The 12,642-nt window shown below is 57.3% G+C and carries 14 protein-coding genes; 2 read left to right on the forward strand and 12 right to left on the reverse strand.

All coding sequences use genetic code 11. The features are described 5' to 3' along the window. Complete coding sequence (rplK, locus tag ACR0K5_RS11315) at positions 1-450, reverse strand: 50S ribosomal protein L11 (RefSeq protein WP_010440985.1); 450 nt, start codon at positions 448-450, stop codon at positions 1-3. 389 nt (positions 451-839) lie between these two features. On the opposite strand from rplK, the gene ACR0K5_RS11320 reads away from it, so the two are divergent. Further along, on the forward strand, positions 840-2,066 hold the full coding sequence (locus ACR0K5_RS11320) for a peptidoglycan-binding domain-containing protein (RefSeq protein WP_480629753.1): 1,227 nt from the start codon (positions 840-842) through the stop codon (positions 2,064-2,066). A 95-nt stretch (positions 2,067-2,161) separates the two neighbouring features. On the opposite strand, the gene nusG is transcribed toward ACR0K5_RS11320, so the two are convergent. The 10 genes from nusG to ccoN all read right to left on the reverse strand — a co-directional run bounded on the left by nusG (position 2,162) and on the right by ccoN (position 11,256). Further along, positions 2,162-2,695 carry a transcription termination/antitermination protein NusG gene (gene nusG / locus ACR0K5_RS11325; RefSeq protein ID WP_117872965.1) on the reverse strand — a complete coding sequence of 178 codons (534 nt, stop codon included), beginning with the start codon at positions 2,693-2,695 and terminating at the stop codon, positions 2,162-2,164. Positions 2,696-2,895: 200 nt separating this feature from the next. Next, positions 2,896-3,093, reverse strand: a complete 198-nt coding sequence (secE, locus tag ACR0K5_RS11330) for a preprotein translocase subunit SecE (RefSeq protein WP_480629754.1) — start codon at positions 3,091-3,093, stop codon at positions 2,896-2,898. A 99-nt stretch (positions 3,094-3,192) separates the two neighbouring features. After that, the gene (ccoS, locus tag ACR0K5_RS11335; protein ID WP_170417043.1) at positions 3,193-3,351 is read right to left on the reverse strand and encodes a cbb3-type cytochrome oxidase assembly protein CcoS; all 159 of its coding nucleotides are present in this window, start codon (positions 3,349-3,351) and stop codon (positions 3,193-3,195) included. A gap of 5 nt (positions 3,352-3,356) precedes the next feature. Next, positions 3,357-5,534, reverse strand: coding sequence for a heavy metal translocating P-type ATPase (locus ACR0K5_RS11340; protein WP_480629755.1), 2,178 nt, complete (start codon positions 5,532-5,534; stop codon positions 3,357-3,359). Positions 5,535-5,537: 3 nt separating this feature from the next. Continuing rightward, positions 5,538-5,996 (reverse strand): FixH family protein, encoded by a 459-nt coding sequence (locus ACR0K5_RS11345; protein ID WP_480629756.1) that lies wholly within the window; start codon positions 5,994-5,996, stop codon positions 5,538-5,540. Positions 5,997-5,998: 2 nt separating this feature from the next. Continuing rightward, a complete protein-coding gene (gene ccoG / locus ACR0K5_RS11350) occupies positions 5,999-7,426 on the reverse strand; it encodes a cytochrome c oxidase accessory protein CcoG (protein WP_480629757.1) in 1,428 nt (475 codons plus the stop codon). 421 nt (positions 7,427-7,847) lie between these two features. After that, positions 7,848-8,711 (reverse strand): cytochrome-c oxidase, cbb3-type subunit III, encoded by an 864-nt coding sequence (ccoP, locus tag ACR0K5_RS11355; RefSeq protein ID WP_480629758.1) that lies wholly within the window; start codon positions 8,709-8,711, stop codon positions 7,848-7,850. After that, a complete protein-coding gene (locus ACR0K5_RS11360) occupies positions 8,708-8,893 on the reverse strand; it encodes a CcoQ/FixQ family Cbb3-type cytochrome c oxidase assembly chaperone (protein WP_050605006.1) in 186 nt (61 codons plus the stop codon). Before ACR0K5_RS11360 ends, ccoP begins: the two co-directional genes overlap by 4 nt. A gap of 12 nt (positions 8,894-8,905) precedes the next feature. Further along, the gene (gene ccoO / locus ACR0K5_RS11365) at positions 8,906-9,634 is read right to left on the reverse strand and encodes a cytochrome-c oxidase, cbb3-type subunit II (protein WP_480629759.1); all 729 of its coding nucleotides are present in this window, start codon (positions 9,632-9,634) and stop codon (positions 8,906-8,908) included. 14 nt (positions 9,635-9,648) lie between these two features. Beyond that, positions 9,649-11,256, reverse strand: coding sequence for a cytochrome-c oxidase, cbb3-type subunit I (ccoN, locus tag ACR0K5_RS11370; RefSeq protein ID WP_480629798.1), 1,608 nt, complete (start codon positions 11,254-11,256; stop codon positions 9,649-9,651). Positions 11,257-11,457: 201 nt separating this feature from the next. Between ccoN and ACR0K5_RS11375 the strand changes: the two genes are divergently transcribed. Continuing rightward, the gene (locus ACR0K5_RS11375) at positions 11,458-12,297 is read left to right on the forward strand and encodes a universal stress protein (RefSeq protein ID WP_480629760.1); all 840 of its coding nucleotides are present in this window, start codon (positions 11,458-11,460) and stop codon (positions 12,295-12,297) included. Positions 12,298-12,337: 40 nt separating this feature from the next. Here the strand turns inward: ACR0K5_RS11375 and ACR0K5_RS11380 are convergent, their stop codons facing one another. Then, positions 12,338-12,592 carry a GlsB/YeaQ/YmgE family stress response membrane protein gene (locus ACR0K5_RS11380; protein ID WP_480629761.1) on the reverse strand — a complete coding sequence of 85 codons (255 nt, stop codon included), beginning with the start codon at positions 12,590-12,592 and terminating at the stop codon, positions 12,338-12,340. Positions 12,593-12,642 lie beyond the last annotated feature (50 nt).

A 12,642-nucleotide genomic window follows, 5' to 3' on the forward strand; every position in this document is an offset into this window, starting at 1 on the left:
TTACTTCACCTCGATGCCCATGGAGCGGGCCGAGCCCAGGATGATCTGCATTGCGCCTTCGACGTCGTTGGCGTTCAGATCTTTCATTTTGGCTTCGGCGATTTCGCGAACCTGTTTCGAGGTTACGGTTGCCACGGTCTCACGACCTGGATTTTCCGCACCACGAGGACGGTTACGCTTACCAACCGGCTTCAGACCAGCTGCTTTTTTCAGGTAGTAAGACGCGGGCGGCGTCTTGATGTCCATGGTGAAGGACTTGTCCTGATAGTAGGTGATCACGGTCGGGCACGGAGCGCCGGGCTCCATGTCTGCTGTCTTGGCGTTGAACGCCTTACAGAATTCCATGATGTTGATGCCGCGCTGACCCAGCGCCGGACCAACTGGCGGCGACGGGTTCGCCTGACCTGCAGGAACCTGCAGTTTCATTGTACCAGCAAGCTTCTTGGCCATTTGGTTTTCCTTTCAACTCGGTTGGGGCGCGCCCCAACCTGATTATGTTGCGTGGTTCGATCCGGGATCGCGATCCCAGTAACCTCCCACGAGAGAATCTCGCCCGAAGACGATAGAGGCGGCATTTATAGGGGATCAGGAGGGATGACAAGTGGTTGGCATCCCAATCCGGAGATATCGAATCGAATCTCAGGAGGTTTCTCGCCGCCTAAAGGAATGAGGATCATCAACGGTGCAGTGATCGATGTCTCTAACAATTTAATAAGACGGCAAAAACCAACGAAAGGCCGCTCATCAGTCGGGATAATGGCGCTTGCATCACTACAAAGCACAGGGCTGTGCTATACTCCGTCAATAAATAAAGCAGTGAATTTTGGTGGAGGTTAATTATGATAATTCGTTTGATCTTAACTCTTGTCATCGCTTTTTCTCTTGCTGGGACCGCGCCTCAGACAGCGCGGGCGGACGCGGGTGAGTTCCTCGGTGGTGCCGTCGTCGGTGGGATTGTTGGTTACGCGATCGGCAAGGACCAACAGAAGAAAAAGTCACAGAGAACGACGACCACAACAAATCGGACTTATCGGTCAGGCATCCCATCGACCACTCAGGGCGCGCAAACCCAAACCGCGCTTAATTATTTCGGCTACAATGCGGGACGGGTCGATGGTCAGGTTGGCCGCGGCACCCGATCCGCGATCGAACGCTATCAGGCTTCGATGGGTTATCCTGTAAATGGCTATGACTTTCAGCCCTATCAGTACGACTTTCTGATGCAGGCCTACTATTGGGCGACAAGCGGTGGACAGACGGCGACTCAACTCTCGGGCCAACCGCTTTTGATGGCGTATCGTCGTCAGGTACACACGGGCTCTGCCCTGGCTGCGGCCCCTCAGGCCCCGGCACAAGCTGTCCCGGTGCAACCTGTTCCGGTTACGACGCCGCAAGAACCCGAGACCACTGAAACAACATCTGCCAGCCTGCCGAGCCTGTTTGCCGGTGGCACCGGAGGCCCGTCTCTGGCCAATCGCTGCAGCGGGGTCATGCTGCAAACTTCGACCAATGGCGGCTACACGACTCTGGCGAACATGTCCGACCCCGACTTTGCACTCAGCGAGCAGTTCTGCCTTGCGCGGAGCTATGCGATGGCGCGCGGCGAAGATCTGATGCAGGACATCCAGGGGCTGACGCCGGATCAGGTTAGCGCCCAATGCGATTCATATGGTGAAATGGTGGCACCACAAGTTGACGCTCTGTCCATCAACTCAAAGACAGAGGCTGAAACCCAGATGCGCAAGCTGGCGCTGGACTCCGGACTTAGCCCCGAAGATCTAGCCGCGACCAGCAAGGTCTGCTTGGCAATTGGATACCGCCAGGACAACATGGATGCCGCAGTTGGATCTGCTCTGATGCTGGTCGCAATGGGTGAACCCGCCTACGGAGAGTTGATTGGCCACCACCTGCGTGAAGGCTTCGGCGTGCAGGAGCGCCGCGACCTTGCGATGCAGTGGTATGACGCGAGCCTTTCGGCACTCGACGCCGGATCGCAGGCTGTCTTCCTGCCGTCCCAGACCGACCGCCCGCAACTCTTGCGAGCGGCCATGGTTCAGGCGCAATAAATCGATCCACGAAACGCTGACAACGTCCATATTAGAAAACAAAACGCCGCGTTGCCCGTAGCAGCGCGGCGCTTCAGATCTCGCGAGGAGTTACCCTAGCCCTGCTTGGTAACCTGCGTAAAGTCCAACTCGACCGGAGTTTCCCGGCCAAAGATCGAGACCGAGACCTTCAGCTTCTGGTTCTCGTCGTCCACGCCTTCGACCATTCCGTCGAAATCCTCGAACGGGCCGTCGTTGACTTTGACTTTCTCGCCCACTTCGAACGAGATCATCAGTTTCGGCGCTTCTTCACCTTCCTGAACGCGGTTGAGGATCTGGTTGACCTCGGCGTCGCGCATTGGCATCGGGCGGCCTTGCGGGCCTAGGAAGCCGGTGACGCGGTTGATCGAGTTGATCAGGTGATAGCCCTGATCGGACATTTCCATATGCACCAGAACATAGCCGGGCATGAAACGGCGTTCGGTCGTGACCTTCTTGCCCCGGCGCACTTCGATCACCTCTTCGGTGGGCACCAGCACTTCGTCGATATCATCCTCAAGGCCCTGCTCGGCCACCGACGTGCGGATCTGCTCTGCGATCTTCTTTTCGAAATTCGAAAGAACGCTGACCGAGTACCACCGTTTCGCCATGAACCTGTCGTCCTTGTTTGTCTTCGGGGCATTCTGTTTGCCGAACACGCCCGTCATTAAAATCCTGTCACGCCATCCGGAATAAAAAGCGGCGCGCAGCCCGAATCGCCACACGCCCATTCCGAATAATACCGTGTCACCTACTCTGACATTGCGCGCTGCGCAAGGGGGCAGCGGTGTTTCCGCCCCTCCTAACCGGTCTAGCCGAAGGCACCTAGGATCAGCTGAAGGCCACCGCGAATCCCCAGATCGACCAAAGCAAAGAAGACAGCTGTCAGCGCCGCCATGATGAAGACCATAACCGTGGTCAACAGCACCTCGCGCCGGGTCGGCCAGACGACCTTGGAGACTTCGGCACGGACTTGCTGAATGAACTGGATCGGGTTGATGGTGGCCATTTGGCGTATTCTCTCTGCTAGCGGATGGGCCGGACATAGCCGGGCATTGCGGCAATTTCAAGGGCAGTTGGATCAACTCTGCCTATGTGGTGTGTTTGTTCAGGGTTTGGGTTTGTCATCCCATTCGTCGCTCAGGATGCGGCGCGCGTCGCCTTCGGGGTCTTCGTACTGGTTCGAACGAACTGTATAGATAAAGGCAACCAGACCAACGCCCCCCAAAAACAGGGAAATCGGGATCAGATAGGCAAGCACTTCCATCCGGATCACCTCAGCCGCAATGCGTTTAGCGACACGGTAATCGACGAGGTCGACATCGCCAAGGCCGCAATCAGCGGTGTCGCCAGTCCGATTACGGCCAACGGAACGGCGATCACATTATAAACCGTCGCGATCTGGAAGTTCTCGCGAATACGCCTGGTGGCTTTGACAGCCGTGTCGCACGCATCTGCAATGGGCGAAAGATCATTGCCCAACAGCACGATATCCGACGCAACGCGTGCCGCATCCAGTGCAGAGGCCGGAGAGATCGACACATGCGCCGCCGCCAGAGCAGCTGTATCGTTCAACCCATCGCCTACCATCAAAACGTTGTGGCCCTGATCGCTGAGTTCCTGAATACGCTTTGCCTTGTCCTGCGGCAAAGCCTCGGCAATCCAATCCGTGATTCCCAGCTTTTCTGCCAATGCGCGCACAGCTCCAGGCGAGTCCCCTGAAATCAGAAGCACATTCTTGCCCGAAGCACGCAGCGCCTCGACCGCCTCTGCTGCCCCGGGGCGCAACGCGTCCGAGAAGCGGAATGCCAAAGGCGCGTCATTGCCGATCGCCAGCCAAGCCGAGGTTTCGGCACCTTGGTTCGCGCCGACCCAGGCCGCCCGACCCAAACGAACACGCTGACCATGGAATTCCCCTTCAGTGCCATAGCCGGGCACTTCGGTAACGCCTCGTACGTTTGCTGGCTTGATCCCGGCCGCGCGCGCCGCTTTCACCAATGACACGGACAAGGGATGCGCGGAGGCCTCGGCCAGCGCAAGAGCAACCTCGACCTTGGCGCGTGTGTGATCTCCCAGATTGACCAGCTCCGGCGCGCCGGATGTCAGGGTGCCAGTTTTGTCGAACACGACTGTGTCAGCCTCGGATAGCCGCTCCAGCGCTGTTGCGTGTTTGATCAGCATTCCCTTGCGGAACAATCGGCCCGACGCGGCAGTCGTCACCGCCGGAACAGCCAATCCCAGCGCACAGGGGCAGGTGATGATCAGAACAGCTGCCGCAATGTTCAGTGCTGTACGCAGATCACCGGAATAGATGTACCACCCGACAAAACTGAGCGCAGACAGGATGTGCACACCGGGCGCATAAAGCTTGGCAGCTTTGTCCGCCAGCGAGGTGTAACGGGATCGGCCAGATTCAGCGATAGCCACCAGATCAGCCATGCGGTGCAAGGACGTATCCTCGCCCACAGCCGTCGCCTGAATGGTCAACGGCCCGGTCAGGTTTACTTCGCCCGCACTGACGGTTTGTCCGGCTTCAGCAAAGACAGGCACTGTTTCACCTGTCAGAAGGGATCGATCCAGTTCGGACTGGCCCGACACGATCTGACCGTCCACTGGCATACGCCCACCCGGTCGCACAAGGATCAGATCTCCGGCACGCAAGTCGGCAACGGCAATCTCTTCTTCAACTCCACCAACAACCCGAATGGCGCGGGGAACTTCCAAAGCGGTCAATTCTTCGGCCGCAGATCGTGCAGCGGCACGGGTGCGGTAGTCCAGATACCGACCGGCCAGAAGAAAGAAGGTCAGTGTCAAAGCCGCATCGAAATAGGCGTGCTCGCCACTCAAAGCAGTTTCCCAGAGCGACGTGACCAATGCCAGCAGGATCGCCAGCACAATCGGCACATCCATGTTCAGCCGCCGCACGCACAATGCGCTCCAGGCATTGGCAAAGAAGGGCTGGGCCGAGAAGGCAATGGCGGGCAACGCAATCGCGGCTGAGATCCAGTGGAACATGTCGCGCGTTGCATCGGTTGCGCCAGACCAGACAGACACCGACAGCAGCATCACATTCATGGATGCAAACCCGGCAACTGCGAGGCGCATCAGCAGATCCCGCCCGGCTTTGTCCGTCTGCGTGGCTGACAAGGCACCGGGATCGAGCTCATGGGCTTCAAAACCTGCCCTCTCAAGCACAGGGATCAGATCGGCCGCACGGGTTTCCGGTGCAGCTTTGATCATTGCGCGTTTAAGCGTCAGGTTCACCCGAGCGTCTTCGACACCGGGATGCGCGTTCAGTTCACGTTCGACCGTCGCGATACAAGCCGAACAATGAATGCCCGGCAGTGATAAAGCAATCTGCACATCTTCCGGTATGGGCCGGGCGGGTTCCGCCGGGGCGGCAAGGCAGCCCGGGCAGGCTGCTGTACCGGAAGAAAGCTGAGCCGTCATAGCTTACCCCTTCACGTACAGCGGAACACGTTGCGAAAATTCGGCACCACTCCCGTCACGCGCGACCAAGCGGATGTTCCAGTTTCCCTTACCCAGCGTGGCAGGCGTGGCATAGGCGGTGCCGTCGAACGTAAAATCTGGCGCGAAATCGTCGCGCACATGAGTTGCCCGGCCAACAACCGCCTGCAATTCGCTCACGTGAATCGGTGCGCCGCTTTCGTCAGTGATGTGCAGGATCAGAAGACCACCTTTGGTTTCCGCCCGAACAGTCCAGCCCAGCGCCTGCTGTTCTTTCAGGCGATCATTGAATTCCTGGCTTGCGACGTAAGAATTCTTCACCTCCAACCCGGGAAAAGTCTGGACAGCCTTGTATGCAAGCACAAGGTTCACCGCGATAATCACGCCAAAAGCACCAACAAACACTGCCAAGGCGTGCTTTCCGGTGAATTTACGTTCGGCCATGATCAGTTTCCTCGTCCGTTAAACGTGGTGTCCTTGTAGGCGCGTTCACCGCTGCTGAGGTCTTCAACCCAGATCCGCACTGGTGTCGTATTTGCCGCCGACGGGCCAGCATCGCGGGACGCTACGATGTAGACACGGGTCAATTGTGCCGTATCCGCCGTAACATTCACAGTATCGATCACGGTTCCTTCAATTTCCAGCCGCATTGCCGGATCGCCTGCCAAAGACAATTTGAACAGACGGTCCTCACCATGCTTGTTGCGCAGACGCACGTCATAGGTATTGCGGATGGTGCCGTCTGACAGGGTGACAAACGTTGGGTTACGTACCGGTGCAACGGTCAAATCGATATCGGACCGGATGAACAATGCAAACATCAACCCGACCCCGACCAGCGCCCAAAGGGACGTGTACATGATCGTACGTGGCCTCAGAATGTGCTTCCAGACGTTCTTGGCGGGTTGACCAGATCGTTCATGCGCTTCATCGCTTAGCGCCATGTAGTCAATCAGTCCGCGCGGTTTGCCGATCTTGGCCATCATATCGTCACAGGCATCGATACACAGGGCGCAAGTGATACATTCTAACTGCTGACCATCCCGGATATCGATGCCGACCGGGCAGACGTTCACGCAGGCCATGCAATCGATGCAATCCCCCAACTCGGAATCTGCCGTGCGCTTGCCCTTGCCGCGCGGCTCACCCCGCCATTCGCGATAGCCGACAACCAGCGTATCCTCATCCATCATTGCCGCCTGAATGCGCGGCCACGGACACGCGTAAATGCAGATCTGCTCGCGGGCGAACCCGCCAAAGAAGAATGTCGTACCCGTCAGAATCAGCACCGTCGTGTAGGCAACCGGATGCGCGTTGCCCGTCACAAGATCACGGGCCAGCGTCGGCGCGTCCGCGAAGTAAAACACCCAGGCACCGCCCGTCGCCAAACCGATCAGAAACCACACGGCCCATTTTGTTACCCGCAAACGAGCCTTGCGAAAATCGAGCTTTTCCTGACGGTGCAGACGCAGACGGGCGTTTCGGTCACCTTCGATCCACCGTTCGACCAGAATGAACAGGTCCGTCCAGACCGTTTGCGGGCAAGCATAGCCGCACCACACACGGCCCAGAGCTGACGTAAACAGAAACAGGCCCAGCCCCGCCATGATCAGCAGACCGGCGACAAAGTAGAACTCATGCGGCCAGATCTCGATCCAGAAGAAATAGAAGCGCCGATTTGCCAAATCCAGAAGAACAGCTTGATCCGGCAGGCTGGGGCCGCGATCCCATCTGATCCAGGGCGTCACGTAGTAGATACCCAGTGTCACGATCAGGATGATCCATTTCAGGTTTCGAAACGGCCCCGACACACGTCTTGGAAAGATCGGTTCACGCGCGGCGTAAAGGCTGGGGGCGGGATCGGAATCGCTCACTGGCTGGCTCCACAAATGGATCTTCTGAAAGCGTCTTGTTCCAGATCATGCATGGATGAACTTTGACATGGGTCAAAACGCGCATCGGGCAAACATCTTTTGCAATTCGGTCCGTCTTGTGCGCGCTGGAAATGACGTGTTGTGCCCGATTTATTGCCTATTTTAGCAGAAAAACCTCTTACGGTGCGCTACTAACTACATCGTCCATACGTCGTTCTTCTTATCCCGACCAATTGTCGCAGCCTGAGACTAGAGCCACCCAAACGCATCAGAACAGACTTCGTTGCGCGAAACTTAATGGTAATACAACGGGAATGTAGAGTAGAAAAAAGCACCGGCTGTTCAGGAAACGCGCGAACAGATGGAACAGCCGGTGCTACAGCCTTCGGGCGGCGAACCGCCCGAAGGTGCTCTCTAGGTCTTACTGGCCACCACCCAACTGGTGGACATAGGCGGATACCGCACGGATCTGCGCCTCGGTCAGGCGGGTATCCCAGTTCGGCATGACACCAAAGCGGCTGTTGGTCACTGTTTCGGTCAGAGCCTCTTCGCTGCCTCCATAAAGCCAGATTGCGTCCGTCAGGTTCGGCGCCCCCTGGAAGACGTCGCCTGTACCGTCGTCGCCGTGGCAGGCCGCGCAGTTGTCTTCGAAGACAACTTTGCCTGCCTCAGCCGCCGCATCGTCGGTCTGGGCGTTGCTCAGCGACATGACGTACTGCACCACTTGCGTGATTTCATCATGCTCGAGGATTTCACCGAAGGCAGGCATCTCGGAATAGCGCGCATCGTCGCTTTCTTCGTTCCGGATACCGTAGCTGACCGTGTAGACGATATCTTCCATCGTACCACCCCAGAGCCAGGCGTCATCCAGCAGGTTCGGGAAACCAGGCGCGCCCTGCGCACCGGACCCGTGGCACTGTGCGCACCAGGTGCGGAATACGGCACCACCAGAATTCACAGCATATTGCTGAAGTTCAGCGTCCTTCGCGATGTCATTCAGCGGTGTTTCCACCAACTTGGCATTCCAGGGCGCATTCGCCTCTTCGAACGCGACCATCTCCTGCTGTACCAGTGCCCGTGAAGACCATCCCATGACGCCAGCGGTTGCTGATTGCACCAGCGGCCACGCAGGATACATGATCGTGTAGATCACGCCCCAGATAATAGTCACATAGAAGGTCCACAGCCACCAGCGCGGCATCGGATTGTCGAACTCTTCGATCCCGTCCCAGCTGTGCCCGGTAGTGTTCGGATCACCCGGCTGTTTTTCAGGTGTCTTGCTCATTGCCGCGCCTCCTTGGATGTGGCGGGTTTGTCTTGATGCCGGAAGGGGATGTTGGCGGTGTCCTTGTATTCTTTGCTGGCACCGGGACGGAAAACCCAGATGACGATGCCAACGAAGAAGGCGAACAACAACAGCAGCATCCAGCTATCCGCGAACTGCCTGAGAATTGTGTATTCTTCCATCACGATCCTCCTTTAGCGGCTTGCGTCCGGGGTGAAGGTCGAAAAGTCGACCAGCGTGCCCAGCATCTGCAGATAAGCAACCAGCGCATCAGCTTCGGTCAGCTCGGGCTGGCCGTCAAAGTTGCGCACATTGACCTTGTCGCCATAGCGCTCCAGCAAACCGTCATAGTCGCTGTCCGGATCGGCCTGCGCGCGGAAGTCAGCTTGCGCGTTCTCCAGCATCTCTTCGGTATAAGGCGTGCCGACCAGAGCATTGGCGGCCATCACATCTCCGATGTATTTGCCGTCAATCTTACGATGCTCGAGGAAGCCGTATTTTGGCATCACCGATTCCGGCACTACCGATTGCGGATCCCGAAGGTGGTCAACCTGCCATTGGTCCGAATAGCGGCCACCGACACGCGCCAGATCCGGTCCGGTACGTTTTGATCCCCACTGGAACGGGTGATCGTACATCGATTCCGCCGCCAGCGAGTAGTGACCATAGCGTTCGACCTCGTCCCGCATCGGGCGGATCATCTGGCTGTGGCAAGTGTAGCAGCCTTCGCGGATATAGATTTCACGCCCCGCCATCTCGAGAGGGGTGTAAGGGCGCATGCCCTCCACCTTCTCGATGGTGTTCTCAAGATAGAACAGCGGGGTGATCTGTACGAGGCCACCGATGGTTACGACCAGAAAGCTGAAGATCAGCAGGAGGGTCGCGTTGGTCTCGAGGATCTTATGTTTATCGAGAATTGCCATTGCTCCGGCCCTCCTTATTCAGCCGGGACCGCGACGGTCAGGCTGGCCTCTTTGGCCGGCGCTTTCCGCACAGTCATCCACAGGTTGTAGCACATGATCACAGCGCCAGCGACGAACAGGACACCGCCCAGCGCACGCACGACATACATCGGGAACTTGGCAGCCACGGTATCGGCGAACGAGTTCACCAAGAAGCCGTTGGCATCTACTTCACGCCACATCAGGCCTTCCATGATGCCGGTCACCCACATCGACGCGGCGTAGAGCACGATACCGATGGTGGCGAGCCAGAAGTGCCAGCTGACCATCTGCAGCGAGTACAGGCGCTCGCGCTTCCACAGGACAGGGACCAGGAAGTACAGCGCACCAAAGGTGATCATGCCGTTCCAGCCCAGCGCGCCCGAGTGCACGTGACCAATGGTCCAGTCAGTGTAGTGAGACAGGCTGTTGACCGCACGGATCGACATCATCGGACCTTCAAAGGTGGACATGCCATAGAAGCCGACCGAAATCACCATCATCCGGATCACCGGGTCGGTACGCAACTTGTCCCATGCACCCGACAGGGTCATCAGCCCGTTGATCATACCACCCCAGGACGGCATCCACAGGATGATCGAGAACACCATGCCCAGCGTCGACGCCCAGTCAGGCAGCGCGGTATAGTGCAGGTGGTGCGGACCGGCCCAGATATACAGGAAGATCAGCGCCCAGAAGTGGATGATCGACAGCTTGTACGAGAACACCGGGCGCTCGGCCTGTTTCGGAATGAAGTAATACATCATGCCAAGGAAGCCCGCAGTCAGGAAAAAGCCCACGGCGTTGTGGCCATACCACCATTGGATCATGGCATCCTGAACGCCCGACCAGACGATGACCGACTTCGAACCCCAGATGCTGACCGGGATGGTCATGTTGTTGACCAGGTGCAGCATCGCAACGGTGACGATAAAGGCCAAATAGAACCAGTTGGCCACATAGATGTGGGGTTCTTTCCGTTTGATGATCGTGCCCAGGTAGACCGCCAGATAAGCGACCCAGACAATGGTCAGCCACAGATCGACATACCATTCAGGCTCGGCATATTCCTTGGATTGTGTTCCGCCCAGAACATAGCCGGTTGCGGCCAGCACGATGAACAGCTGATACCCCCAGAATACGAACCACGCCAGATTGCCGCCCCACAAGCGCGCGGCACTGGTACGTTGCACGACATAGAATGAAGTTGCGATCAACGCGTTACCACCAAAGGCGAAAATCACCGCCGATGTGTGCAGCGGACGCAAACGGCCGAAGTTCAGATAACCCTGCGCCCATTCGAAGTTCAGCACCGGAAAGGCGAGCTGAAACGCGATAAAGGTCCCTGCAAGGAACCCGATCACACCCCAGAAGGCAGTTGCGATCACGCCGTAGCGGATCACGTCATCCATGTATTCGCCCGAGCGGTCGACTAAAATATCTGGCTCGTCTGTGTTTCGAAGCGTCCAGATGAACAAGCCGCCGGCGATAAGCATCACCAACAGTGCATGTACCTGATACGCCAAATCGCGTGCATAATTGGTTCCGATCGCTGCGAACAGCGCGATCAGACCAAGCACGATCAGCTTGATGTAATTCGACATATTGCGTCCCTTTGCCATGCTCCGCGCGTTTTTGATTCTTATGACGCGCGAAACCCATTTGACTGGCTGCCGTTCTGAAGCACGGCGGCTATTACTGCTTTGATCTGTATCAAGACAGTTCTGCGTTTTCTGTGACACGCATTGTAGAGGAAATAGGCCAACTGGTCACATGAGACCAAATGCCCGAAACATGAGGTCGCAATGACTTACAAATCTCTTCTCACTGTCATGACCGAAACGCAGACAGCGCCGGCTGCTCTCGCGCAGATGGTGGCCTTGGCAGAGTCTCAGGATGCCCATGCGGAAACCCTGTGCCTTGGTGTCGATCGCAGTCAGACAGGTTATTACTACGCGGGCGCTAATGCGCTCATTGTTCAGGAAACACTCAGCCGGGCCAACTCTGAGGCGCAGGAGCTGTTGACCTTTGCCAATGATTACCTTGGTAAGTCCGGCGTTCGCTGGTCCGCAGAACATGGCGTCGCGCAAATTGCCGATATCGGACGCCATGTTGCGCATAGGGCAAGGTTTTCCGACCTGGTGATCCTGCCACACCCCTATGGCAAAGATCGCGGGGCCGAGGCCGAACCCATCATCGAAGCGGCCATGTTCGAAGGGCATTGCCCGGTTCTGGTTGTTCCGGATGACACCGAACCACTGAAAGTACCGAGCAACATCATGATTGCATGGAACGAAAGCGTGGAAGCCATGTGTGCCATTCGGCACGCCCTGCCCTTCCTGAAACAGGCGGAACTGGCCCGAATTGTGGTCATCGACCCGCCCCGGCATGGACCGGACCGGTCTGATCCGGGCGGGATGCTGTCACAAATGCTGGCCCGTCATGGAGTCAAATGTGAGATTGATGTGCTGAGCAAGACCATGACGCGCGTGTCAGATATACTCAACCGCCACGCATCCGATACGGACTCGGATTTGATCGTAATGGGTGCCTATGGCCACTCCCGTTTCCGCGAGGCTATTCTGGGCGGCGCGACACGGAACATGCTTGAGCAATCTTCTGTGCCCGTATTCCTGGCGCATTGATTCGCCCCCCCAAAAAAGCCGCCTGACTTGGCGGCTTTTGTCATCCTTTGCGGATGAGACCTATCAGGAACAGGAGAATTACGGCGCCTGTTGTTGCGAAGAAGATCGACGAAAGCAGGCCGCCGCCAACCGCAAATCCAAGCGCCGGAAAAATCAGCCCTGACAAAAACGCGCCGACGATCCCGACAATTATGTTGCCGAACAGACCGAACCCACGGCCTTCCATGATCTTGCCGGACAGCCAACCGGCGATTGCGCCGATGAGCAGCATTGCCAACAAACTGCCGAATTCCATGCCACGCTCCTGTGTTGGATAGTTCCACAACAAAACCCTGCGGCAAGTGT

Source organism: Ruegeria sp. AB9, from assembly GCF_056542585.1.

What these genes read in the sequence shown, in the direction of transcription:
- ACR0K5_RS11375 (WP_480629760.1), top strand. Translation starts at nt 11,458, where the DNA reads ATGACTTACAAATCTCTTCTCACTGTCATGACCGAAACGCAGACAGCG.
- ccoS (WP_170417043.1), bottom strand. Translation starts at nt 3,351, where the DNA reads ATGGAAGTGCTTGCCTATCTGATCCCGATTTCCCTGTTTTTGGGGGGC.
- nusG (WP_117872965.1), bottom strand. Translation starts at nt 2,695, where the DNA reads ATGGCGAAACGGTGGTACTCGGTCAGCGTTCTTTCGAATTTCGAAAAG.
- ccoP (WP_480629758.1), bottom strand. Translation starts at nt 8,711, where the DNA reads ATGAGCAAGACACCTGAAAAACAGCCGGGTGATCCGAACACTACCGGG.
- ccoO (WP_480629759.1), bottom strand. Translation starts at nt 9,634, where the DNA reads ATGGCAATTCTCGATAAACATAAGATCCTCGAGACCAACGCGACCCTC.
- ACR0K5_RS11345 (WP_480629756.1), bottom strand. Translation starts at nt 5,996, where the DNA reads ATGGCCGAACGTAAATTCACCGGAAAGCACGCCTTGGCAGTGTTTGTT.
- ccoN (WP_480629798.1), bottom strand. Translation starts at nt 11,256, where the DNA reads ATGTCGAATTACATCAAGCTGATCGTGCTTGGTCTGATCGCGCTGTTC.
- ACR0K5_RS11320 (WP_480629753.1), top strand. Translation starts at nt 840, where the DNA reads ATGATAATTCGTTTGATCTTAACTCTTGTCATCGCTTTTTCTCTTGCT.
- secE (WP_480629754.1), bottom strand. Translation starts at nt 3,093, where the DNA reads ATGGCCACCATCAACCCGATCCAGTTCATTCAGCAAGTCCGTGCCGAA.
- ACR0K5_RS11380 (WP_480629761.1), bottom strand. Translation starts at nt 12,592, where the DNA reads ATGGAATTCGGCAGTTTGTTGGCAATGCTGCTCATCGGCGCAATCGCC.
- rplK (WP_010440985.1), bottom strand. Translation starts at nt 450, where the DNA reads ATGGCCAAGAAGCTTGCTGGTACAATGAAACTGCAGGTTCCTGCAGGT.
- ACR0K5_RS11340 (WP_480629755.1), bottom strand. Translation starts at nt 5,534, where the DNA reads ATGACGGCTCAGCTTTCTTCCGGTACAGCAGCCTGCCCGGGCTGCCTT.
- ACR0K5_RS11360 (WP_050605006.1), bottom strand. Translation starts at nt 8,893, where the DNA reads ATGGAAGAATACACAATTCTCAGGCAGTTCGCGGATAGCTGGATGCTG.